This is a genomic window from Sphingomonas sp. (genome assembly GCF_036269755.1).
Lineage (GTDB): Bacteria > Pseudomonadota > Alphaproteobacteria > Sphingomonadales > Sphingomonadaceae > Sphingomonas.
Genome location: NZ_DATBDV010000004.1, coordinates 575776 through 598029 on the forward strand (window position 1 = coordinate 575776; position 22254 = coordinate 598029).

21 protein-coding genes are annotated in these 22254 nt (G+C 66.3%); 6 read left to right on the forward strand and 15 right to left on the reverse strand.

The annotated features are described in order from the left end of the window. The first annotated feature begins 68 nt into the window (after positions 1 to 68). Complete coding sequence (locus VH326_RS05220; RefSeq protein ID WP_329630721.1) at positions 69 to 725, forward strand: alpha/beta hydrolase; 657 nt, start codon at positions 69 to 71, stop codon at positions 723 to 725. 326 nt (positions 726 to 1051) lie between these two features. On the opposite strand, the gene VH326_RS05225 is transcribed toward VH326_RS05220, so the two are convergent. Both VH326_RS05225 and VH326_RS05230 read right to left on the reverse strand, forming a co-directional pair. Continuing rightward, positions 1052 to 1219, reverse strand: coding sequence for a hypothetical protein (locus VH326_RS05225; protein ID WP_329630722.1), 168 nt, complete (start codon positions 1217 to 1219; stop codon positions 1052 to 1054). Beyond that, on the reverse strand, positions 1216 to 2214 hold the full coding sequence (locus VH326_RS05230; protein WP_329630723.1) for a threonine/serine dehydratase: 999 nt from the start codon (positions 2212 to 2214) through the stop codon (positions 1216 to 1218). Before VH326_RS05230 ends, VH326_RS05225 begins: the two co-directional genes overlap by 4 nt. Positions 2215 to 2365: 151 nt before the next feature. On the opposite strand from VH326_RS05230, the gene VH326_RS05235 reads away from it, so the two are divergent. Continuing rightward, positions 2366 to 3583 carry a type III PLP-dependent enzyme gene (locus VH326_RS05235; protein ID WP_329630724.1) on the forward strand — a complete coding sequence of 406 codons (1218 nt, stop codon included), beginning with the start codon at positions 2366 to 2368 and terminating at the stop codon, positions 3581 to 3583. 153 nt (positions 3584 to 3736) lie between these two features. Next, the gene (locus VH326_RS05240) at positions 3737 to 4816 is read left to right on the forward strand and encodes a 1,9-bis(guanidino)-5-aza-nonane synthase (protein WP_329630725.1); all 1080 of its coding nucleotides are present in this window, start codon (positions 3737 to 3739) and stop codon (positions 4814 to 4816) included. A 150-nt stretch (positions 4817 to 4966) separates the two neighbouring features. On the opposite strand, the gene VH326_RS05245 is transcribed toward VH326_RS05240, so the two are convergent. Further along, entirely contained in the window at positions 4967 to 5737 is a 771-nt protein-coding gene (locus VH326_RS05245) for an SDR family oxidoreductase (RefSeq protein ID WP_329630726.1), read from the reverse strand. A gap of 134 nt (positions 5738 to 5871) precedes the next feature. Here VH326_RS05245 and VH326_RS05250 point away from each other — a divergent pair, with 134 nt between their 5' ends. Genes VH326_RS05250 through VH326_RS05260 form a run of 3 tightly spaced genes read left to right on the forward strand, consistent with a single transcriptional unit; the run spans position 5872 to position 6920 of the window. Then, positions 5872 to 6312 (forward strand): MAPEG family protein, encoded by a 441-nt coding sequence (locus VH326_RS05250; protein WP_329630727.1) that lies wholly within the window; start codon positions 5872 to 5874, stop codon positions 6310 to 6312. Further along, positions 6305 to 6484: a hypothetical protein gene (locus tag VH326_RS05255; RefSeq protein ID WP_329630728.1), complete on the forward strand. Its 180-nt coding sequence runs from the start codon at positions 6305 to 6307 to the stop codon at positions 6482 to 6484. The genes VH326_RS05250 and VH326_RS05255 overlap by 8 nt, the downstream gene beginning before the upstream one ends. 19 nt (positions 6485 to 6503) lie before the next feature. Beyond that, complete coding sequence (locus VH326_RS05260; protein WP_329630729.1) at positions 6504 to 6920, forward strand: LIC_13387 family protein; 417 nt, start codon at positions 6504 to 6506, stop codon at positions 6918 to 6920. On the opposite strand, the gene VH326_RS05265 is transcribed toward VH326_RS05260, so the two are convergent. The 12 genes from VH326_RS05265 to VH326_RS05320 form a co-directional block, all read right to left on the reverse strand. Next, on the reverse strand, positions 6917 to 8797 hold the full coding sequence (locus VH326_RS05265) for an XrtA/PEP-CTERM system amidotransferase (protein ID WP_329630730.1): 1881 nt from the start codon (positions 8795 to 8797) through the stop codon (positions 6917 to 6919). The genes VH326_RS05260 and VH326_RS05265 overlap by 4 nt on opposite strands. A gap of 100 nt (positions 8798 to 8897) precedes the next feature. After that, positions 8898 to 10430 (reverse strand): exosortase A, encoded by a 1533-nt coding sequence (xrtA, locus tag VH326_RS05270; RefSeq protein WP_329630731.1) that lies wholly within the window; start codon positions 10428 to 10430, stop codon positions 8898 to 8900. Continuing rightward, a complete protein-coding gene (locus VH326_RS05275) occupies positions 10427 to 11623 on the reverse strand; it encodes a TIGR03087 family PEP-CTERM/XrtA system glycosyltransferase (RefSeq protein WP_329630732.1) in 1197 nt (398 codons plus the stop codon). Before VH326_RS05275 ends, xrtA begins: the two co-directional genes overlap by 4 nt. Continuing rightward, positions 11623 to 12693, reverse strand: a complete 1071-nt coding sequence (locus tag VH326_RS05280; RefSeq protein ID WP_329630733.1) for a FemAB family XrtA/PEP-CTERM system-associated protein — start codon at positions 12691 to 12693, stop codon at positions 11623 to 11625. The genes VH326_RS05275 and VH326_RS05280 overlap by 1 nt, the downstream gene beginning before the upstream one ends. Then, a complete protein-coding gene (locus VH326_RS05285; protein ID WP_329630734.1) occupies positions 12690 to 13532 on the reverse strand; it encodes an XrtA system polysaccharide deacetylase in 843 nt (280 codons plus the stop codon). The genes VH326_RS05280 and VH326_RS05285 overlap by 4 nt, the downstream gene beginning before the upstream one ends. Positions 13533 to 13554: 22 nt before the next feature. Beyond that, positions 13555 to 14598: an XrtA/PEP-CTERM system-associated ATPase gene (locus tag VH326_RS05290; RefSeq protein ID WP_329630735.1), complete on the reverse strand. Its 1044-nt coding sequence runs from the start codon at positions 14596 to 14598 to the stop codon at positions 13555 to 13557. Positions 14599 to 14639: 41 nt separating this feature from the next. Then, complete coding sequence (locus tag VH326_RS05295) at positions 14640 to 16271, reverse strand: hypothetical protein (RefSeq protein ID WP_329630736.1); 1632 nt, start codon at positions 16269 to 16271, stop codon at positions 14640 to 14642. After that, a complete protein-coding gene (locus tag VH326_RS05300; protein WP_329630737.1) occupies positions 16268 to 17218 on the reverse strand; it encodes an AAA family ATPase in 951 nt (316 codons plus the stop codon). Before VH326_RS05300 ends, VH326_RS05295 begins: the two co-directional genes overlap by 4 nt. Then, entirely contained in the window at positions 17215 to 18729 is a 1515-nt protein-coding gene (locus VH326_RS05305) for an XrtA system polysaccharide chain length determinant (protein ID WP_329630738.1), read from the reverse strand. Before VH326_RS05305 ends, VH326_RS05300 begins: the two co-directional genes overlap by 4 nt. Positions 18730 to 18742: 13 nt before the next feature. Next, a complete protein-coding gene (locus VH326_RS05310) occupies positions 18743 to 19387 on the reverse strand; it encodes an XrtA/PEP-CTERM system exopolysaccharide export protein (RefSeq protein ID WP_329630739.1) in 645 nt (214 codons plus the stop codon). 104 nt (positions 19388 to 19491) lie between these two features. Then, positions 19492 to 20703: a pyridoxal-dependent decarboxylase, exosortase A system-associated gene (locus VH326_RS05315; RefSeq protein ID WP_329630740.1), complete on the reverse strand. Its 1212-nt coding sequence runs from the start codon at positions 20701 to 20703 to the stop codon at positions 19492 to 19494. Beyond that, complete coding sequence (locus VH326_RS05320) at positions 20700 to 22187, reverse strand: AMP-binding protein (RefSeq protein ID WP_329630741.1); 1488 nt, start codon at positions 22185 to 22187, stop codon at positions 20700 to 20702. The genes VH326_RS05315 and VH326_RS05320 overlap by 4 nt, the downstream gene beginning before the upstream one ends. Positions 22188 to 22254 lie beyond the last annotated feature (67 nt).

Here is a 22254-nt window from a genome sequence, read left to right on the forward strand (position 1 = left end):
CGTCCTGCCTATATAGCGCGCAACCTTTCGCGCCACAGCGGCGCGCCCAAAACGTTCGTCAGGATACTATGCCCGAAGTCATCTTCCCCGGTCCCGAAGGCCGCCTCGAAGGCCGTTTCTCCCCCGCGCCCAAGCCGCGCGCGCCGGTCGCGATGATCCTCCATCCGCACCCCCAAGCGATGGGGACGATGAACAACCGCATCGTGATGGAGCTCTACAAGACCTTCCAGCGGCGCGGCTTCGCGACCTTGCGCTTCAATTTCCGCGGCGTCGGCAAGAGCCAGGGCGTGTTCGACAACGGCATCGGCGAGCTGAGTGACGCGGCCTCGGCACTCGATTGGGTACAGAGCTTCCACCCCGAAGCATCGACCACCTGGATCGCCGGGGTCAGCTTCGGCGCGTGGATCGGCATGCAGCTGCTGATGCGCCGCCCGGAGATCCGCGGCTTCATTTCGGTCGCGCCGCCCGCCAACCTCTACGACTTCACCTTCCTCGCACCTTGCCCCGCGAGTGGCATCATCATCGCCGGCGAGAATGACGAAGTGGCGACGCCAGTCGCGATCCAGAAGCTCGTCGACAAGCTCCGCACCCAGCGCCACATCACGATCCACCACGACACGATTCCCAAGGCGAACCATTTCTTCGAGCATGAGATGCCGGAGCTGATGGGCAGCGTGGACAAGTATCTGGATATGCGGCTCGACCCCAACTCACCGATCCGGTGAGCAGGGCGCGCGGCGCAATGGCATTTATTGCCGGGCTCGCCGCCCTCACTCCTGCATACTCTGCGTCAAAGTCGCTGCCGATCACGGTGCAAATTCGTAACGCAGCGACTTGCTATGTCTTGGTAGATGGGAGCGAGTTCAGGCTACCCGACGATGCTCGACCATTCGCCCAACGCCTCAAGCAACTGCGAAAGAAATGGCACTCAGCCTCGATCGTTGGTGACTGACGTGCCATATCGTTGTGTCGGTGACGTCATCTATATCGCGCAGTCCGCCAAGTTCAGGAAAGTCGGCTTTCTAGCGCAACCCCTGCGGTGATCCGACGCTCAAAGCGTCCCAATCAGCACATTTCCCACCAGCACCGCCGCCATCACCACCATCAGCGCGCCCTTGGTGCGCGTATCGGGGCGCAGCGCCAGCTTAATCCCAAACCACACCAGCACGAAGGCCGCGACCATGGCGATCGCGGGGGCGGCTTGTCCGAGGGCGTTCATGCGAGCGCCGGGAAGGCTGAAGCTTCGGCCGGCTCGGGCGCGATCGCCTTGGCGTAGGCGTCGATATCGACGTTCCCGCCCGACAGGATGACGAGCATTCCCGGCTCGGGCGCGACCTTGCCGGCGAGCAAAGCCGCGAGCCCGACCGATCCGCCCGGCTCCACCACCAGATGCAGTACCGACGCCGCCCAGCGTTGCGCCGCGCGGACTTCGGCCTCGCTCACCGCGACGCCGGTTGCATCGCGCCGCGCCAGCACTTCGAACGTCAGCGGCGACACTTCGGGGGTCTGGAGCGCGTCGCAAGCGGTGGGCGGCGGGTTGGGGCCGACCGGCTCGACCCAACTTGCCTCGAGGCTATGGCGCATGTCGTCCCAGCCTTCGGGCTCGACCACGGTGATTCGCGCCTCGGCCAGCCCGAGCGCGATGCCCGACGCGAGCCCGCCGCCGCCGCACGGTACGACGACGTGGGCCGGCTCGCCCAGCCCCATCGCTTCCATCTGGCGCCGCGCCTCGATCCCGACGCTGCCTTGTCCCTCAATGATCCACGGATCGTCGAAGCTCGGCACCAGGGTCGCGCCGCGCGCCTCGGCGAGTTGGGCGGCGATCCGGACTCGGTCCTCGGTCGCGCGGTCGTACGGCACCACCTCCGCCCCCAGCGCGAGCGTGCCGTCGCGCTTCGCCTTGGGGGCATCGGCTGGCATCACGATCGTCGCGGGGATGCCCAGCCGCCTCGCCGCCCACGCGACACCCTGCGCGTGGTTGCCCGACGAGAACGCCACCACGCCTTTCGCACGCTGCGCATCGTCCAACGCCGTCAGTCGGTGCCACGCCCCGCGCAGCTTGAACGCGCCGATCGGCTGGAGCGATTCGGCCTTGAATGCAACCGTCACGCCGTTGATTTCATGCGTGAAAAGCGGCGTTGGCGGCAGGATCGCGGCGATCTTTGCAGCGGCATCCCGCACCCCTGCCCGTGTTGGCTGTCTCACGATCGTCACGTTCCACCTCCGCTCGCGCCCTACGGGTCCAAAAAATACTTTACGTAGGGGTTCATCGACCCTAAGTGCCCGCTTCCCGCTGCCCCATGGGACTTCCAACCGCAAGGCAGCATTTCACCGTACGGCGAAAGCCACTTGGAGGTCCCTTGAGTTGCACAAGCATCATAGCGCGCTGGGGCTAGCGACTGCCCCCGGTAATTCCGCTCGCGGGATTGCTCTTGATCAGCGCCCGGTTGCCCCGGTCACGCTCATTCGCCCGCATGCCGCCGCGCGTGCCGCCCGATTCTTCGTCGAGAAGTTTCCGGGTCGCTCGATGTATGCGGTAAAGGCCAATCCAAGCCCCGAACTCCTGCAGATCCTGTGGGACAATGGCGTGACGCATTACGACGTCGCCTCGCTCAACGAGGTGCGGCTGGTCGCGCGCACGCTGCCGCGGGCGACCTTGTGCTTCATGCATCCGGTCAAGGCCGAGGAAGCCATCGCCCAGGCCTATTTCGAGCATGGCTGCCGCACGTTCAGCCTCGATTCGATGGACGAGCTCGACAAGATCGTTCGCGCGACTCGCGGTGCGAGTGACTTGACCTTGTGCGTGCGGCTGCGGGTGTCGTCGGAGCATGCCAAGCTTAGCCTGGCATCGAAGTTCGGCGCCGGGCCTGAAGAGGCCGGCGACCTGCTGTTCGCGACCCGCCAGGCGGCCGATGCGCTCGGCATTTGCTTCCATGTCGGCAGCCAGGCGATGACTCCGGACGCCTATGCCCAAGCGATGGAGCGCGTGCGCGCTGCGATCGTCAGCGCGGCGGTAACGGTCGACGTGGTCGATGTCGGCGGCGGGTTTCCGTCGAGCTATCCCGGGATGGAGCCGCCCCCGCTCGAAGCCTATTTCGAGACGATCCACCGCGCGTTCGAAAGCCTGCCGATTTCGTATTCGGCGGAGCTGTGGGCCGAGCCCGGCCGCGCACTATGCGCCGAATACAGCTCGATCATCGTCCGAGTCGAAAAGCGCCGTGGCGACGAGCTGTTCATCAACGACGGCGCGTATGGTGCGTTGTTCGACGCCGCGCATATCGGCTGGCGCTTTCCGGTCACGTTGCTGCGCGAGTCCGAATCGACCACGCGCGACATGCCGTTCAGTTTCTACGGCCCGACCTGCGACGATCTTGACCATATGGCGGGACCGTTCCTGCTGCCGGCCGATACGCGCGCGGGCGACTATCTCGAGATCGGGATGCTCGGCGCATACGGATCGGCGATGCGCACCGCGTTCAACGGCTTCGGATCGGACGAGACGGTGATCGTCGACGACGAACCGATGGCGTCGCTGTACCTGAGCGAGGATCGCGAAGTCGCGTCGAACGTCGTAACGCTGTAACTATTGCCGTCATGCCAGCGAAAGCTGGCATCTCAGGCCGCAAGCCTTAGCTATGCGGCGCGAGACCCCAGCTTTCGCTGGGGTGACGGCTGTTTTCGGGTTTCCGCGTCCCCAATTGAATGACGGCGGCAAGTGAAGACGGAAAATACATCGATGACCGATACCCTGACCAAGACCGCGTCGGCGAACGCGCCGATCAACGATACGCGCAAGGCGGAGCTGCTGGCGAAGACCGTCAAGCACATCGACATCAAGAGCTTCGACGCTCGCCCGATCGTCGACGCGATGAGCGACATGAGCTTCACCAGCCGCGACCTCGGCCGCGCGACTAAGATCTATAACCAGATGCTCGCCGACAAGGACTGCACGGTCTGCCTGGTGATCGCGGGCTCTACCTCGGCCGGCGGGTGCATGGATCTCTATGCCGAGCTGGTGCGCAGCAACATGGTCGACGTCATCGTCGCCACCGGCGCGACCATCGTCGACATGGATTTCTTCGAAGGGCTTGGCCACAAGCACTATCAAGCGCTTGAAATTCCTGACGATGACACGCTGCGCTCGCTCTACATCGATCGCATCTACGACACCTATATCGACGAAGAGCAGCTCCAGGATTGCGACCATACGATCCTCGAGATCGCCAACAGCCTGGAGGCGAAGCCCCATTCGAGCCGCGCGTTCATCCGCGAGATGGGCAGGTACCTCGTCGAGCACGGCAAGAAGGACAACAGCCTGGTCAAGCTCGCCTACGAGCATGACGTGCCGATCTTCTGCCCCGCGTTCGTGGACAGCTCGGCCGGCTTCGGCCTAGTCAAGCACCAGGTCGACCGCGCCAAGGAAGGCAAGCCTTACATGGTACTCGACGCCATCGCCGACTTCCGCGAACTGACCGAAATCAAGATTCAGGCCGGCACCACCGGGCTGCTGATGATCGGCGGCGGCGTGCCCAAGAACTTCATCCAGGACACCGTTGTGTGCGCCGAGATCCTCGGTCACGAGAATGTCGAGGTGCACAAATATGCGGTGCAGATCACCGTCGCCGACGTGCGCGACGGCGCCTGTTCGTCCTCGACGCTGCAGGAGGCGGCGAGCTGGGGCAAGGTCAATACGGGAATCGAGCAGATGGTGTTCGCCGAAGCGGGTAGCGTGATGCCGCTGCTGGCAAGCGACGCATACCATCGCGGCCATTGGAAGGATCGCGCCAAGCGCGGCTGGGCGAAGCTTTTCGCCTGAACGAAGCTCCTTCTCCCCTTGTGGGAGAAGGAAGGGGCCCGCTCGCTTAGCGAGTGGGAAGGATGAGGGGGTCGTGAGTCCGAGTCCCCCTCACCCCTTCCGCCAACTACGTCGGCTCCCTCCCTCTCCCACAAGGGGAGAGGGATTTTCTCAGTGCTGCCCTTCACGCGCGGCGCGCGCTCGTTCGTTGAGCTGAACCAGCGTCGTACCAAACCGCCCTTCCCGCTCGGCATCGCGCAGGAATTTGACGCGCTCGACCAGAATTTCGGGCGGCGTCGGCTGTTGGCCGAGCAGCGCCATCACCTCGTCGGCGAACTCGTCGAGCGGCTGGTAACCCGGGCGTGTCTCCTGCCCCGGCGTCAGGCCGGTTTGCACCGCCGGCGGCGCCAGTTCGATCACCTCGACCCGGTGCTTCAGCGCTTCACGCAGCGCCAAGGTGTACGAATGGATCGCCGCCTTGGTCGCGCAATAGGTCGGCGTATCGACCAGCGGCACGAAGGCCAGCCCCGATGTGACGTTGACGATCGCGGCATCGGGCTGCGCGATCAGGTGTTCGACCAGCGCGTCGATCAGCCGGACCGGGCCCAGCAGATTGGTCGCGATCGTTGCTTCGGCATCGCCCAGGTCGCGCGGCCGGTCGAGCGCTTCGAACCGCATGATCCCGGCGTTGTTGATCAGGACGTTGAGCGCCGGGTGCGCGGCGAGCACGCGCTTGCCGAAGTCGGTCACGCCTTCGGCGCTTTCGACGTCAAGCGTCATGACGTGCATGTCGGGACATCCCGCCGCCGCCGCGTCCAGCGCCTCCTGTCGGCGCCCCGCGATGATTACGGTGTTGCCGGCATCGCGAAGCCGATGTGCCAGCGCTTCGCCGATACCCGATCCGCCGCCGGTGACGAGGATGGTGTTGCCGGTGGTTTTCATCGGAATGCTCCTGGAGTGATCGGCCCGATGTAGGCGCTGAGCGGCGAAACGAAAGGAGCCGAGCAAGCGATTGGTTGCATCTGCGTATCGATTGATGCAGCCTGATCGGTACAAACTCGGGGGAGGCTTTTTTCATGCACAGCGAAATTCTGAAGCCGGTGGTCGTCCTGATCGCCTGGTCCTTGGTCATGCTCGTCTGGATGGTCGCGACTCGCATGCCCGCGCTCCGCAAGCTCGGCATCGATGTCAGCAAGGTGCGCGGTAGCAAGCCCGGCGGGCTCGACGGCGTGGTGCCCGACAAGACGCAGTGGCCGGCGCACAATTACATCCACCTGATGGAGCAGCCGACCTTGTTCTACGCGGTGGCATTGGTCATCGCGCTCTCCGGCACCGGTCAGGGTTGGAATGCCTGGCTCGCCTGGGGCTATGTCGCGCTACGCATCGTCCACAGCATCTGGCAGGCGACCGTCAACCAGATCAGCATCCGCTTTCTGCTGTTTTCGCTATCGACGCTCTGCTTGATCGCGTTGACGCTCCACGCGGCGATGGCGGTGTTCGGCTGGCACCATGGCTGAGAAGTTCGAGCGTCATCGGCAACCTTGGCGGCAGGACGAGATCCAGAAACTTCACACATTGGCCAAGAAGGGCATGGCGCTAAAGGCGATCGCCAAGGCGCTGACCCGGAGCGAGGAGTCGGTCAAGATTCGCGCGAAGGAAGACGGGCTGTCGATCACCAGGCTGCACTGAAGAAAGCGGTAGAGGGTGGATGAGGGCATCCTTGTTTTACCGGGCAGCCGCGATTTTGCTGGTGCTGTTCGCGGTGGCTCATACGCTCGGGTTCAGCCAGCCCGATCCGCAGTGGCATGTCGATGCGCTCGTCGCATCGATGCGATCGGTACATGTGGATGCGATGGGGTCCAGTCGGTCCTATTGGGATTTCTTCATGGCGGGAGGACTCTGCGTCGGCCTGTTCTATCTGCTGTCGGGGGTGCTGGCGTGCCAGCTCGCCGGCCTGCCGGGCGAAACGCTAGCGAAGATGCGGACCACGATCTGGGCGCTCGCGCTGTGCTTCGCAGCGGTCATCGTCGTGAGTTGGCTCTACTTGTTCGTGATCCCGGTTGCGTTCTCGGCAGTGATCACGCTCCGCCTGACCGCAGGCGCATGGCTGTCACCGAGGTCTTAACCGAACAGGCGCGAGAGACTCCGGTCCAGCGTCACCAATTGCCACAGCGTCCGGCCATGCTCCGCTCGGCCGGTCCTGTGGTCGGCGGCGAGCTTGTCGATTCCGGCGCCGTCGAACCATTGCAGGAGGCGCGGTGAGCGCGACAGCGCCGCCGCTTCGTCGGCCAGGCTCCCACGGAACCACGCGCTGACCGGAGTGACGAAGCCCATCTTGGGACGGTAGAGAATGTCTTGCGGCAAATACCGCTCCATCGCCTTCTTCATCAGCCATTTGCCCTGCCCGCCGCGCAGCCGCACCGACACCGGCAAGGTCGCGGCGAATTCCATCAGCTGGTAGTCGAGCAAAGGCTCGCGCGCTTCGAGGCTCACCGCCATGCTGGTGCGGTCGACCTTGGTGAGGATGTCGCCGGTCAGATAGTGGCGGATGTCGGCATATTGCGCGCGGTCGAGCGCATCACGCGCAGGGGCGTCGCGCATCGTCCCGATATAGCGCTCCTCCGCGCGATGCCTACCGAGCTGTGCCCAGGCGGCTGCGGTGAACAGCCTTTCCCGCAAAGCCGGCGTGGTGACGCCGACCGACCGCGCATAGGCCGTCGCTCCATCGTCCGCGAGCGCGAGCAACGTCGTCTTGGCGCGTAGCGGGCGCGGCGCCCAATCGGCCTTGGGGTAGAGACGACCGAGCGTACCGAACACGCTCGCCGACAGGTCGCGCGGGAGCAGCGCCCTCATCCGCTCCTCCGCGGCCTGAAACTTGTAGCGGCGATATCCGGCGAATGCTTCGTCCGCCCCGTCGCCGGAGAGCGCGACCGTCACTTGCTCGCGCGCCAGCTCACTGACGCGGAACGTCGCCAGTGCCGAGGCATCGGCGAACGGCTCGTCGAACGCGGCGGTCAGCCGGTTGAGCAACGCGTAATCGTCCGACGCAACCACGCGTTCGCGATGATCGGTATGATAACGTCGGGCGATCGCATCGGCATAGGCACGCTCGTCATGCCCGGCTTCCTGAAACCCGATCGTGCACGTCTTGACCGCGCCCTTCGACGCTTCGGCCATCAGCGCGACCACCGCCGAGCTGTCGACCCCGCCCGACAGGAACGCGCCGAGCGGCACGTCCGACACCATCCGCAGCTTGACCGCGTGGCGCATGCGATCGACCAATTCGGCTTCGAGATCCTTGAGCGAACCGCTCGCGCGGCGGGTGAAATCGAGATCCCACCAGCGCTGCGGCTGCGGCACGGGGCGGCCGCGCTCGATCAGCAGGTAGTGCGCGGCGGGGAGCTTCCTGACGCCCGCGACGATGCAGGCGTCGTCGGGGACGTAGCCCAGCCCCATGAAATCCTCGATCGCCGACAGATCGGGTGCTCGCCGCAACAGCGGATGCGCCAGCAAGCCCTTCAATTCCGACGCGAAGGCCACCGAACCGTCGCTCAGTTCGACATAATGAAGCGGCTTCACTCCCAACCGGTCGCGCGCGAGGAACAGGCATTGCCGGCCCGCATCGTGCAGCGCGAACGCGAACATGCCGTTGAGCCGGTCGAGCATCGCCGGACCCCATTGCCGCCAGCCATGCAGCAGCACTTCGGTGTCGCCATTGGTGTGGAACACCGCACCCATCGTCTGGAGTTCGGCGCGAACCTCGGCGAAATTGTAGATCTCGCCGTTATAGGTGACGGTCAGGTCGCCGTCCTGCATCGGCTGCGGGCTGCCCGCGACATCGATGATCGCGAGCCGGCGATGCCCCAATCCAACGCCCGGCGCGGTCCATACGCCCGATCCATCGGGGCCGCGGTGCGCCTGCGCATCGGCCATCGCCAGCACGCGCGCGCGCTCGACGGGCTTGGGGGTTCCGGGGTGAAACACCCCGGCGATGCCGCACATCGACGCGCTCCCTAGCGCGTCGCCCCGGCGCAGGCCGGGGTCACTGGCGAGAGCGCGGTTCGGCCAGCGATCCCGGCCTGCGCCGGAATGACGGACTGAGTCATTTGGCCATCCCCGCGCTGCGGTCGGCGAGCATGTCGAGCGGCCCGAGCGACTTCAGAAACTTCGCCATCGCCGCGCGCGGATCGTGCCCCGGCAGAACCTCGGCCGACACGTGGATCGCGACCGCGCGCTGCGGCCCGCCGAACAGCTTGGCCTTCAGCGTTTCGAGCTTCACGATCTTGGGGCTTGCGGTGAGGACATCGCCGACGCGGTACCACGTCGCGACTTGCCGCTCCACCGGCCCCGGCGCGGTGATCCGCATCACGCTGCCGCCCGCGAGATCGTCGAGTCCCTCGATCGTCACCCAGCGATCGTCCTGCTCGATCACACCGACGCCGAACCCTACGACCTCCTTGCCTTCGTGCTGGCTGCCGTACACCGCGACCGCCAGGTCGACCGCGTTGCCCTCGGCATCGACGTAGCGCCCGAACAATTGATGGTCCGCGCCGGGATAATGCGGCGTCCACGGTGCGCGGACGCTGACGGGCGCGCGGCTCCATCCCGGCACCGCAGGCAGATCGATATGCGCGGGAAGCATCTGCGCGCACGCATCGATCGCCGTCGCCCAGGCTGGGAATACCGCCGCAGTCGCGAGTACCAAGGCTCCCGCAACCGCAACGTCGAGCGGCCAGCGGACCCCGCCTTGCAGCGTGGCAGGATCGAACGCCGGCGCGTCGGGCGCGCGGTCGAACCATTTCCAGCCGATCGCAAGCACCGCCGCCATCACCAGCCCGAAAAACACCCAGCCGAACACGATATGGTCGTACCCGGTCGCTTGCTCGACGCTGGTTAGCACCGCCGCATAGATCGTCCCGAACGCGCGAATTCCGTTGGCGATCACCGGCACCACTACCGCCATCCCCATGAACGCGGTCCGCCGCGGCCAGCTGCGGTAGCAAAGGTTGGCGACGAGCACGCCATAGGCGACCATCGCGATCACGAACTTGGACCCCGAGCACGCCTCCGCCACCTCGAAATATTTGCCCCCCGCGGTGATCAGCACGCCGTCCACCGTCGCCGGCACGCCGATGAGGTGGAGCAAATGCATCGTGATCCACACCGTCACCGTCTGCAGCGGCGGCTCGAGGAAATCGCCGAACGGCACGAGGAACAGCGCATAGCCGAGCGGAAACAACAGCCCGCGCGCGACGTTGGGCCCCAGCGTCGTCAGCACAGCGCCCTGCAGCATCATGACGAGCCCCAGGTGCCGCGCGAACGACACGCCACCGGCATCGCCGAGCAACCAGCTCGATCCGCCCGCCGCGACCAGGGCGAGGCCCGGCGCCCATGCTTGCGGCTTCAGTTGCGCGAGTTCGCTACGACGAACCCAGACCAGCCAGCCGATCACCGGCGCGATGAACAGGCAATGCCCGAAGGTCGTATTGGTCCAGTAGAGCGTGACGAGATCGCCGACATCGTGGCGGAACATCGCGAGCAGGATCGCCCAGAGCACGCCCAAGGCGACGAGCGGCCGGCGCCAGCTCGGCGCGAGCTCAAGCGTGTTCGACACGGGGTGCGCGACGGCGGTCATGCCGCATCCCGCGCCGGTGCCGGCGGCCAGCCGAGCAACGCGTCGAGCGGCGCCAGCCGCGCATCCCAGCCGTACCGCTCACGCACGCGCGCCCGCGCTTTGGCGCCGAGCGCGTCGCCTTTTTCGGCGTGATCGAGCAGATCGATCACCGCACCGGCGAACGCCGCCGCATCGTGCGCGCAACGGATCGTGCCGGCATGGTCGATCCCTTCCGCCGCCGCGTCGCTCGCGACCACCGGCCGCGCCATCGCCATGGCTTCGAGGACCTTGTTCTGCACCCCGCGCGCAATCTTGAGCGGCGCCACCACGCACGCCGCCGCCGCCAGCCACCCGCGTACGTCGGCGACTTCGCCGGTGACGATCACCGCCTCGCCCGCGAGCGCGCGCACCGCCTCGCCGGGGTTGCGCCCGACGATGGCGAAACGCGCCTGCGGGTGCGCTGCGCGGACCGCGGGAAGCACGTCGCGCGCAAACCACGCTACCGCCTCGGTGTTCGGACGGTAATCCATCTGCCCGGTGAAGACGATCAGCGGGCCTCGTTCGTCCACCGCATCGAAGCTTGCCGCTGGACCGAAGAAATCGGTGTCGATCCCGTTCTCGACCACCCGGACCTTCGCGGCACGAGTCCTCGCGCGGAATAGTTCCTCCTCGGCAGCACTGACGAACAGGCTGGCCTCTACTCGCCCAGCGACCTGTCGCTCGAACGCAAACAGCCTGTCCGCCTCGCGCTGCATCAGCCAGCGCATCGGGCCCGTAGCGGTTTTCGCGTAGTCGGCGAACTTGAGCGAATCCATGTCGCAGAAATCCATGATCACCCGCGCCCTGGTACCCTCAGGCAGGTATTGCGCCATCTGCCCCGAAAAGACGTAGATCGTGTCGATATCTCCACGCCCGAGCACGTCGGCGACCGCCGCTCGCATTTCGGCACTGTCGAAGGCGGTCAGCGATGCAGGCTTGCCGCTCGCCAGCGCCTCCAGCATCGCCACAACCCGCGACTTACCTCGCCAAACGATCTTGCAGCTTGCGGTCAACGACGCGAGGCCCGCGCTGTCGAGATCGCGCTTGTCGTCGGCGAAAGCGAGCAGATGCACCGGCGTCCGCGCGGCCAAATATTTCAGGATATTATACGCGCGGATCTTGTCGCCCCGGTCGGGCGGGAACGGCGATCGATGCGCAAGGAACAGCACGGCCATCAGCCGAGTCCTTTGGCGATCACCGGCCCCACCGCATTGGCCAGCCACAAAGGCAGCTTCTTCCACAAAGCGACCTGCAGCCGGTATTTGGGGCTCATCGGGTTCGTTTCACGCGGCGCCGCGCCGTCGGCTACGCGCTTGGCGTAGCGCAAGGGCACGCCCTCGAACCCCCAATTCTTCTTGAACGCGGCAACCCCCGTCCCCGCCTTCGACCGCCCGAAATCATAGCGCGTGCAGGCGCGCCGCCGGGCGTGGCACATCAGCTCGTAATAGAGCCGATCGTTCGCCTTGAGCGCGCGCGCCTCGCGCGTGCCGCCGCCCCAGAACGGATAGACAATGCCGTTGAGGTACAGACTGAACACGCTGGCATGCGGCGTGCCGCGGTGAGTGACGGTGACGATGTCGGCATGGTCGCCGAGTTCCTTCGCCACCTCGCGGAACAGCTTGGCCGGGAACACCGGCGTGCCGAGGTTGCGGACGCTTTGCGAGAACACCTCGTAATGCATCGCGAGGTCGTTCGGCCAGTTACCGATCGCAATCTGGAGATCGGCGTCGAGCGACTTGCGCACCTCGGCGCGCTGCTTGCGCGGGATGGCGAGCAGTTCGGCATCGTCGTCGCCCGCGAGATCGCGCGCAAAACCGAGATAGGTGGTGTCATCGACGATCCACCCTTCGCCCGGCGCCGGGCCGCCGCGCAGTTCGAGGCTGGGGCAGCCGATCTTCTCGGCCAGCGACCAGGCCGCCGCTGCTAATTCCTCGGCGATCGATTCGCGCCGAGTCAGGATTCCGCCATCAACCGCGAACCCGGTCGACACCAACGCCTTGCCGAACAAAGGCGAGCGGATTTCGGTCAGCGGCAGAACGCCCGCGATCTCGCCGTCGGCGGCTTGCGCGATCAGGCAATGCGCGGTCTGACCGCACGCGCGCGCCACCGCGACGTTCCAGCCGGTCAGGTGAAACGGCGTCGCCCGCGGGTGCGCGCGGACGTAATCGTCGATCCGCGCGCGAACGCCCGCATCGGCCAGGTCCGCTTGCTCGGCCGCGACCAAAGTGGAGATCGGCGCGTTCACGACAATCGCGCCGCTTCGCTCGCGGCGACCGCATCCACCCGCCCCCAATCGTGCCGCGATACCAGCCCGCGCAGCTTGCCCGTCATCGATCCCAACCGGCTGTAATGCCGCAATCGCGACTTGAGCGGCGCGCGCGCGACGCGCGGCTGGCCGGGATCGACCTCCCAAGGATGGAAATAGAAGATTGCCGGGCGCCCGTCCTCGGCGTTGCTCCGCGCCACCGCTTTGTCGGTGATCGCCGCTGGAAACAGCCGGAAGAACCCCCCGCCGGTCGCGATCTGGCGCCCTGCTACGGCGGCGAGCGTGATCGGCAGTTCGATCAGTTCGGACCCCGCGACCGGGCGCCAGGCGTGCCTGGGCGACTCCGCCCAGCCGTAATGATCGTGGCGTAGCGGCGCGATGCTCGACGAATAGGTATAGCCTTCCTCGGCCAACACTTGGTGCGCCCAAGGCGTGCGCTGGTCGATCGAGAAGCTTGGTGCGCGATAGCCGGTGACCTTCTGCCCCGATGCATCCTCGAGCGCGGCGCGGGCGCGCTTGAGGTCGGCACGGAACGCTGCGGCGTCCATCGTAAACACGCGATCATGGTCCCAGCCGTGGCTCGCCACTTCATGCCCTTCGTCGGCGATTCGGCGGATCAGCGCGGGATGGCGTTCCGCCACCCAGCCCAGCGTGAAGAAGGTCGCCTTGACCCCGCTCTCGCCGAACAGGTCGAGCACCTTGCCGGTGTTGTAGGCGACGCGGCTGTCGAGCCCGTCCCAGTCGCTTTTGGCGATCACGCGTTCGAACGCGCCGACCTGGAACCACTCCTCGACGTCGACCGACAGGCCGTTCAGCATGGTGGTTCCCCGCGTCGCGGCGTCAGGCCGCGCGGCCGCCGCGCGCCGCGGCCGCCTCGTTACCCTCTACCCAGTCGACCAGCAACGACAGCACCCGGCGAAGCGCCGAATCCTGTTCCTCGAGCCGAGCCTCGATGGCCGCGAAGCGGTCCGCTGAGATCGTGATCGCGTCGTTGGCCGGCGCCGACATCGGCAACGGCACCCCGCGCGGCTGGACCGCGGGCGACGGCAACGGCGCGGATGCGACGACGGGCATGTCCCCGGCGATATCCGCCGCGACCAGGTCGACTAGCTTGCCGTCGATCACGTCGATCTTTTCGATTGCGCCCTGGAGCAATACGCGCGCGGCGAGTTGGTTCAATCGGCGCGGCACGCCGTCGGATCCGCGATACAGCGCATCGAGCGAATCCTCGGTAAAGTCCGGCCGCCCCTTCCACCCGGCGAGCGTCAGGCGGTGCGCCATGTAGGGCTCGACCTCGTCGCGTTCCATCGGATCGAGGTGATGCACCGCGATCACGCGCTGGCGCAGCTGTTCGAGCCGGTCCGATCCGTTGAGCGCGGCGCGGAATTCGGGCTGACCGAGCAGCACGATCTGCAGCAGCGCATGCCCCCCCGCCTGGAAGTTGGAGAGCATCCGCAGCTCTTCGAGTGCGGTGACGGGAAGCGCCTGCGCTTCGTCGACGATCAGCAAGGTGCGCCGTCCGGTGCGCGCGACCGCGTGCAATCCGCGTTCGATCGCGACCAGCAACTGTGCCTTGGCGAGCCCGGCGGTCTCCACCCCCAGTCCGTCGGCGACCATCCTCAGCAGATCGTCGGCCTCGATCTGAGTCGATACCAGCTTGATCGCGTGCAGCCGCTCGCGATCGATCGTCGCCAGCAGATGACCGACGAGCGTCGTCTTCCCCGCCCCGACCTCGCCGGTGATGACGATGAACCCCTCGCTCTGGCTCAGGCCATAGCCGAGATAGGCCATCGCCTTCCTGTGCGTGGCGGTATCGAACCAGAATTTCGGATCGGGCGTCAGCGCGAATGGGCGTTCGCTCAATCCGTAATGGTCGTCGTACATCGTCACCATCCTTGCGGGCGGCAACGCCGCCGGAAAAGTCGTCAGAACTGATAGCGGGCACCCAGGGTCGCCTGCGCCTGCGTCTGGTCGTCCTGCCCGTCCTGGCTGAACGTATAGACGCCGACCGAGGCAGTGGTCCCGATCCGGCCGAAGCTACGCGACAGCGAACTCGTCGCGCCTAGGCTGAAGATACCAGGCGCCAACCCGCTGTCGTAATAATTGGCGAACAGATCGGCGCTGAGCGACGTGCGCGCGCCGATCGAGGTCGAGGAAAAGATCTGCGCGTAGTAGCTGTCGTCGCTGATGCCGTTGATCACCACGCCCGGACTTTGCGGCGCATAGAATTTGCGCGTCGCATAGCCAGCGCCGAACCCGAGTTGCGTATCGCCACGGGTCATGCTGATCACGCCGTCGATACCGCGCGCGCGATAGGTCGCGCTCGACACCGACTGGAACACCGAATTGAGGCAAGCCCCGCTCGCGCCGCCGCCGGTGGTTCCGAACGTGCAGCTGCTGAACTGCTGTGCCAGCAGGTCGCGAGTCGCGGTGAACTGCTTGGGCAGCCCGCGGATCGCGCGCTGGAGCTGGTTGCCGAACGTCTCAACCGTGTCGTAGACGCCGACCTGCAGGCCCACACCCGAGCGGGGCGCATAGCTGATCGACCCGGTATAGCTCCACGAATCGTAGCGCCGCCCCACTCGCGCCTCGACCGAGGTACGCGGGCTCGGGCGCCACAGCACGCCGGCGTCCCAGTAAATGCCGTCGGTGCGATACGCGATCCGGCGCGGCGAAGCGGCGTCGGTCACGAAGCGGCCAGCATTATCGATCACCGGATTGCCGCCAGCATCGATCTGCGGATCACGCGAACTCGACGTGATCTTCTCGTAACCGACGCCACCCTCGACCGCGAAGGTCGGGGTGAGCGGCAGCACGACGTCGCCCCGCGCGTAGAGTCCGTCGAACCGCGCGTCGAGCTGGCCTTGGTCCTCGCGGTCCCAGCCGCCGCTCAGCGTCGCGCCGAACGGGGCAACCGTGCCCGATTTGAAGCCGACCGAGGCGCTTGCCATCTGAGTCGTCGACGTGTCGAAATAGTCGATCGGCGGACTGCCCGGTGCGACCCCGAACGATCCGGGCTCGGTCACCTTGGTGTAGCCGAACAGGTATTGCGCGTTGATCCCGATCGGGCCGCTGCCGGTCGACAAGGTCGGGCCGACATAGGCCGAATAGACGTTGCTGACGTTGCGGCGGTCGTTGGTGAAGAAGGACGGGGCCGCCCCGCGAATGTCGGTGCGCGCGCGAGTCGCGATCGCGCCGCCGTCGATCGTCAGCCCGCGAGTCACGCGCACCTGAGCGTTGGCGAGGCCGGTGACGTTATCGGCATCACCCGACTGCGAATCATAGGCGAACTGGTGCTCGTAACGAGCACTCAGATTGACCGACACGCGCTGCGTCTCCACCGACGCATCCACCCCGGCGGCAGCCGAGGTATAGGTCAGCACGTCGCCCGACTGAATGTCGGCGGTCAGCACCTGGCTCAGCTCGATATAGGGCGCGACGCTGACTCGCTTGCCCCCCTTGCTGCCGTTGCCCCCGCCGTCGCGGTCCTGTGCGGCCGCCGGCATCGCTGCCAGCAATGCCGCGAGCGCAGCTGCGCTTGCGATACGAACGATCATTGGCCCTCGTCCTCCTGGCCGTAATAGCTGCCGAAGCGGTCCCCCCCTGGGGCGAACGCGACTTTGTTCAACAAAAGCTGGATATGCTCGCAGCCCTCGAGCCGCTGCACCGTGTCGCGGATCTCGCCTTCCGACGTCCTGTCGGCGCGGACCACTAGCATCACTTGCCCGACGTGCAGCGCCAGCACCGAAGCGGGCGACGCGGCGAGCGCGGGCGGCGAATCGAAGATCACCACACGATCGGGATCGGCGGCGAGCAAATGCTCGATCAACGCGCGGGTGCGATCGCTCGCGATCAGCTCAGTGTCCGCCGTTGATCCGGCGCCTGCGGGCAGCAGGCTCAGGTTCGGGACATCGGTGCCGACCACGCAGCGCTCGATATCGATCGAGGGGTCGGACAGCGCATCGAGCAGGCCGGGGCCATCGGCGACACCGAGCCGGTTCATGACGTCGGGCTTGGCGAAGTCGGCATCGACCAGCAGCACACGCAAGTCGCGCTCGGCGGCGAGCGAAATGGCCAGATTGACCGCGCAATAGGTCTTGCCATCGCCCGGCTTCGGCGAACAGACCAGCATCGTCCGCGCCTTGGCCGGATCGGCGGTCAACCGCCGCGCAGTCAGCAGCAACTGGCGCTTGGCGAGACGGAATTCCTCGGCGAGCACACCGACCGCCGCGCCGGGCACCAACAGACCGTTGCCGGCAAGGAGCGCGCGATCGATCGCTACTTCACGATCCGGAATAGGTGGCGCGGCCCGCACGGTCGGAGCAGGCGCGAACATCGGCGCGACCGCTGGCCTTGGCGGCTCGGCCGCAACTGGCCTAGGCGCCGCCACCGGCGGCAAATCGCTCTCGGGAATCGCGGGCGTGCGGAAGTGCGCCGAAAAGTCGTAGACCTCGGCCGCCCGCTCGAGCAGCGAACCGTTCTTGTTGGTGACCGGCTTGTTCATGCCGCGAGCCCCCGCATCAGCATCTCAACGGCAAGCAATCCGACGAATGCGGCCACCAGCCCGCCTGAAGCCCCGGCAAATAGCCTGAGCTTGCGACGACGCAGCGCCGCGTCGGCGCGCGACACGCGCTCGCTGATCGATCCGATTACCGGCAGCCCAGTGGCTTTCTCGAGCCGCCCAGCGGTCGCGAAGGTGGTCTTCATCTGCGACAGCGCGAACGTCGCGCCGATGCCGCCCCCGATTGCGATGATCAGCACGCCGAACAGCAGCAACGGACGGTTGGGTGCTGCCGGTGCCCGCGGCGCGACCGGCGGATCGATGATCCGGAACTTGACCGAATCGGTCTGAGTCTGCGCTTGCTCGCGCACGCGAACTTCCTCGCGATCGCCGAGCAGTTTGTCGTATTGGTCCTTGAGGACCTGATAATCGCGCTCGATCTGGCCCTGCTCACTGGCGACCGCGGGATCGCCGTTGAGCTTCGCCATGATCGCGTTCATGTCGCCCTGAAGCTGGGCCTTGCGCGCGGTGAGCGCAGCCACCGCGGCCTGTTTGTCGACCTGCATCGACTTGAGCGAAAGATAGACCGGATTGGGCTGCGCGCCCGCGCCGACCGCGCCGGCCGGCTCGTTCGCCGCCGCAGCGCGTGCCGCCGCGAGCTGACTCTTGAGCGCGATCACGTCGGGATGGCTGTCGGTATACCCCTTGACGCGCGCATCGGCGAGTTGGCCCTCGATCGCGGCCAAGCGAGCGCGCGCCGGCCCAGCGGCGACGCCGCTGGCGCCCGCCACATTGGCCTGCGTCCCCGCCATCTGACCATTGATCGCAGCCAGGCTGGTCTGTGCGGCGGCGAGATCGCCGTCGATCTGCGCCATTTGCGTCCGCGCCGCCGACATGCGATCCTGCAGCGTACCCGTGCCCGGCAGCGAGCCGAGATATTGCGTCTGGAATTGCGTCCGCTTGGCGTCGGCGTCGGCCAGGCGGTTCTGCATCTGCTCGACCTGGCTGTCGAGGAAGCGGAGCGTCGTCTGCGTATCGTTGCGGTCGTCGGACAGGTTCTGGTCGACGAAGATCGAGATCAGCTTGGCGACGATCTGCTGCGCGAGCTTGGGGCTCGACGCCGACGCGGTAATCTGGAACAGATTGTTCTGCTGCGCGACGATCTGGATGTTGACCTGGAGCGCGGCAACTCGGTCCGCCACGTCCTGCGGGGTCGAGACGGTGTTGGCGAGATCGGTTCCGCGTACGACCTTTTCCAGATTGACCGCGCTGGTCAGCGTCTGGCGGATCGTATCGACATCGTTCTGCTGCTCGGCGGTGCTGATGCCGATCTTGGCGGGCAGCACTTGTCCCATCTGGACGAACACGCGCGCCTTCGCCTCATAGCGGTTGGGCATCTGGCTGACGACCAGCCAGCCGAGGATCGCGATTCCCCAAGCCACCGCCAGCGCTAGCCAGCGGCGGGTCCAGATCGCATGAAGCGCGACGCGCAGTTCATCGTACAGGCTGTTCACCGTCGGCGTCCCCTCAGAACATCGATTCGGGGATGATGATGACGTCGCCCGGCTCGAGCCGGACGTTGGCCGACGGGTCGCCGTTCTTGAGCAGCTTGCCGATCTTGACGTTGAACTGCTGCTGCTTGCCGGTATCGCGGTTGTAGCGGATCAGCCGTGCGCGATTGCCCGCGGCGTATTGATTGAGCCCGCCGACCGCGATCATCGCGTCGAGCAACGTCATGTTGGCGCGGTACGGGATGGACGCCGGCTTTTCGGTCGCGCCGACGATGCGGATCTGCTGACTGAACGTGCCCTGCGACGTCTCGACGATCACCGAGACGATCGGATCCTTGATATAGGTCGACAGCGCGATCTTCATGTCGTCGGCGAGCATCGCCGGGGTCTTGCCCACCGCGGGCATGTCGCTGACCAGCGGCGTCGTGATGCGGCCGTCGGGGCGCACCTGGACCTTCGCCGACAATTCCGGATTGCGCCACACGAAGATGCTGAGCTGATCGAGCGGCCCGATCATATATTCCTCGCCAGGTTGCTCCCTGGAGGCGACGAATGCCGCGGGCGGCAAGGACTGGCGGCCACCGCCGCCGGCGCACCCTGTCAACGCACTCGCGCTGGTGCCGACCAGGACCAAGGTCTTGGAAAGCTTCGTGAAACGCATAACCGGCCTCCTGTCTCGCACTTGCGATGCCGGTGACGTCATTCCGGCGTGCGTAGACTTTCAGCGGCGGCTATGGCCCGATGGGGGTAAAGATAGCGTTAGGATTACGCAGCCGTGGAAGGGGCCGCGCCGACGAGCAGCTCGACAGGGCGCGAATGGCCGAGAAATTCCCAGGGGCTGGCGGTCAATCCGTACGCGCCGGCCATGAATATCGCGATGACGTCACCGGGCCAGGCGACGGGCAGCTCGACCTGATCGGCGAGCCGATCGAGGGGGGTGCAAAGCGGCCCGACGACGGTGACCGTCTCGGTCGGCGCGTCGGGGGCGGCGGTGGCGACCGCGATCGGATAATTGCGCCGGACGACGGTGCCGAAATTGCCGGTCGCCGCGAGCTGATGGTTGAGCCCGCCGTCGCACACCAGGAAGGTCTCGCCACGGCTCCCTTTCCGGTCGATCACGCGAGTAAGGTACACGCCCGCCTCGCCCACGAGCCAGCGACCCAGCTCAATGGCGAAGCGCGTCTGCGGCAACGCCTCCAGTCGCGGGGCGAGCGCCGCCCCGATCACTTCGATGTCGAGCGGCACCTCACCGGGGAAATAGGGAAGGCCGAACCCGCCTCCGAGGTTGACCGACGGCGGCATGGCGCCGATTTCATCCGCCAGTCGAATGGCGAGTTCGAGCGTGTGCGCCTGACTATCAATAATGGCTTGCGTATCGAGCGACTGCGACCCGGCGAAAATGTGAAATCCGCGCCAGTCGGCGCCGGAATCGACGATGCGCCGCACCAGCGCCGCGGCGCGATCGGCATCGACGCCGAACGGCGAAGCGCGCCCGCCCATCCGCATCCCCGACCCGCGCAGTTCGAAATCGGGGTTTACCCGCACCGCGAGCAGCGGGGCCTTGCCCACCCGGTTCGCTATCGCTAGCGCGCGATCGGCCTCGGCTTCGCTTTCGAAATTGACCGTGACGCCCGCGCTGATCGCAGCCTTCAGTTCCATATCGCGCTTGCCCGGTCCGGCGAAGCTGACGGCCTTGCCTAGCGCCTGCACCCGCTCGAGCTCTCCCACCGAGGCGACGTCGAACCCGTCGACCAACGGCGCCATCGACTTGAGCAGCGGCGCGAACGGGTTGGCCTTGACCGCGTAATGCAGGTCGATGCCCCGGAATGCCGCGCGAAACCGCGCGACGCGAGCCGCGACGATGGTCATGTCGTAGATGAACGCAGGGGTCTGCGTCGCCAGTTCGGCGACCGGCCGCCCGCCGATCGCCAGCTGCATACCGCGCAATTCAGCCGGGATCGCCCCCATTGGCTTCATGACGTCACTTCCCCCTTCAGCCGCGCGCGGTCGAGCTTGCCATTGACGTTTCGCGGCAACTCGGCTCGCCATTCGTAGCGCATGGGTTGCATGAAGTTGGGCAGCTCCCGGCGCAAGCGCTCGCGCAACGCCGCTTCGGTCGAGCCGTCGCCTTTGGCGATCACCACGATCGCCTGGCCGAGCTTTTCGTCGGGCACGCCCATCGCCACCGCCTCGCTGGTCTCGCCGCTGGCGGTCACCGCTTCCTCGATCTCGTTCGGGCTGATCCGGTTGCCCGCCGACTTGATCATCTCATCGTCGCGCCCGACGAACCGCAGAAGGCCAGTTTGGTCCGCTGCCACCGTATCGCCCGACCATACCGCCACGCCGCGCGACTCGGCCCAAGCGGGTGCCGGGCGGAACCGGGCCGCGGTCCGCTCCGGGTCGCGCCAATAGCCTTGCGCGACCAACCGCCCGGCATGGACCAGCTCGCCTGCTTCGTCCGGTTCGGCGCGACTGCCATCGGGGCGCACCACCAGCACCTCGGCAAACGGAATCGCGCGGCCGATCGAGTCCGGATGGGCGGCGACCAGCGCCGGGTCGAGATAGGTCGAACGGAACGCCTCGGTCAGACCATACATCGGGTAGAGATCGGCGTCCGGGAATCGGGCGCGCAGGCCTTCGATAGTTCGCCGCGTCAAGGCGCCGCCGGAATTGGTTATCCTCTTCAAGCTAGTTACCCTTAGTCCCTGACTCTCGATCTCAAGCATCTGAGCCCAGAGCGGCGGCACGCCGGCAAGCGTCGTGATCCCCTCACGTTCGATCGCACGATAGACGTCGCGCGGCAGGAGATAATCGAAGGGGCCGACGCACCCGCCCGCGGCCCAGGTCGAGAACAACTGGTTCTGACCGTAGTCGAAACTCAACGGCAGCACGCCGAGCACACGGTCGCTGGACGTTAGCCGCAGGTAATGCGCGACACTGATCGCGCCGAGCCACAGATTGGCGTGGCTGAGCATCACCCCCTTGGGCCACCCGGTCGATCCCGAGGTGTAGAGCAAAGCCGCCAACGTATCAGGATCTGCACTAGACGGCGGCAGCGGCGCGCCGTCCATCGGCGGGTCGCGGGTCACGACGCGGCAGGCCATCCGCCCGATCGTCTCCGCCCGCGCTTCCTGCGTCAGCAGCAATGCCGCACCGCTGTCATCCAAAATATGCTCGACTTGCAGGTGCTTGAGCAGCGGATTGACCGGCACGTGCACCAACCCCGCCCGCGCCGCCGCCAGCGGCATCAGGCATGCAGTCCGTGTCTTGGGCAGCCACGTCGCGACGCGATCGCCCGGCGCCAGCCCCTGCCCCGCCAGCCACCCCGCCAGCGCGCCGACCGCCGCCTCCAGCCCGGCATAATCGAGTACGCCCTCGCGCGACTTAAGCGCGGGGTCGCCGGGCGCGCCGCGCAGCGTCAAATGGTCGATCAGGCGCGGTACGGGGTCGAGCGGGATCATTGCGCCCCTGATAGCTGTCCCACGCGCATCTCCCAACATACTTCCCAATATCGGCGCTCGCGGCTAA

Bases quoted from the DNA above. Each gene is read 5' to 3' on its own strand.
- VH326_RS05275 (WP_329630732.1), bottom strand. From the start codon at position 11,623: ATGGCCGTGCTGTTCCTTGCGCATCGATCGCCGTTCCCGCCCGACCGG.
- VH326_RS05250 (WP_329630727.1), top strand. From the start codon at position 5,872: ATGCACAGCGAAATTCTGAAGCCGGTGGTCGTCCTGATCGCCTGGTCC.
- VH326_RS05295 (WP_329630736.1), bottom strand. From the start codon at position 16,271: ATGATCGTTCGTATCGCAAGCGCAGCTGCGCTCGCGGCATTGCTGGCA.
- VH326_RS05310 (WP_329630739.1), bottom strand. From the start codon at position 19,387: ATGCGTTTCACGAAGCTTTCCAAGACCTTGGTCCTGGTCGGCACCAGC.
- VH326_RS05285 (WP_329630734.1), bottom strand. From the start codon at position 13,532: ATGCTGAACGGCCTGTCGGTCGACGTCGAGGAGTGGTTCCAGGTCGGC.
- VH326_RS05290 (WP_329630735.1), bottom strand. From the start codon at position 14,598: ATGTACGACGACCATTACGGATTGAGCGAACGCCCATTCGCGCTGACG.
- VH326_RS05315 (WP_329630740.1), bottom strand. From the start codon at position 20,703: ATGAAGCCAATGGGGGCGATCCCGGCTGAATTGCGCGGTATGCAGCTG.
- VH326_RS05320 (WP_329630741.1), bottom strand. From the start codon at position 22,187: ATGATCCCGCTCGACCCCGTACCGCGCCTGATCGACCATTTGACGCTG.
- VH326_RS05225 (WP_329630722.1), bottom strand. From the start codon at position 1,219: ATGAACGCCCTCGGACAAGCCGCCCCCGCGATCGCCATGGTCGCGGCC.
- xrtA (WP_329630731.1), bottom strand. From the start codon at position 10,430: ATGACCGCCGTCGCGCACCCCGTGTCGAACACGCTTGAGCTCGCGCCG.
- VH326_RS05220 (WP_329630721.1), top strand. From the start codon at position 69: ATGCCCGAAGTCATCTTCCCCGGTCCCGAAGGCCGCCTCGAAGGCCGT.
- VH326_RS05260 (WP_329630729.1), top strand. From the start codon at position 6,504: ATGAGGGCATCCTTGTTTTACCGGGCAGCCGCGATTTTGCTGGTGCTG.
- VH326_RS05240 (WP_329630725.1), top strand. From the start codon at position 3,737: ATGACCGATACCCTGACCAAGACCGCGTCGGCGAACGCGCCGATCAAC.
- VH326_RS05255 (WP_329630728.1), top strand. From the start codon at position 6,305: ATGGCTGAGAAGTTCGAGCGTCATCGGCAACCTTGGCGGCAGGACGAG.
- VH326_RS05245 (WP_329630726.1), bottom strand. From the start codon at position 5,737: ATGAAAACCACCGGCAACACCATCCTCGTCACCGGCGGCGGATCGGGT.
- VH326_RS05300 (WP_329630737.1), bottom strand. From the start codon at position 17,218: ATGAACAAGCCGGTCACCAACAAGAACGGTTCGCTGCTCGAGCGGGCG.
- VH326_RS05265 (WP_329630730.1), bottom strand. From the start codon at position 8,797: ATGTGCGGCATCGCCGGGGTGTTTCACCCCGGAACCCCCAAGCCCGTC.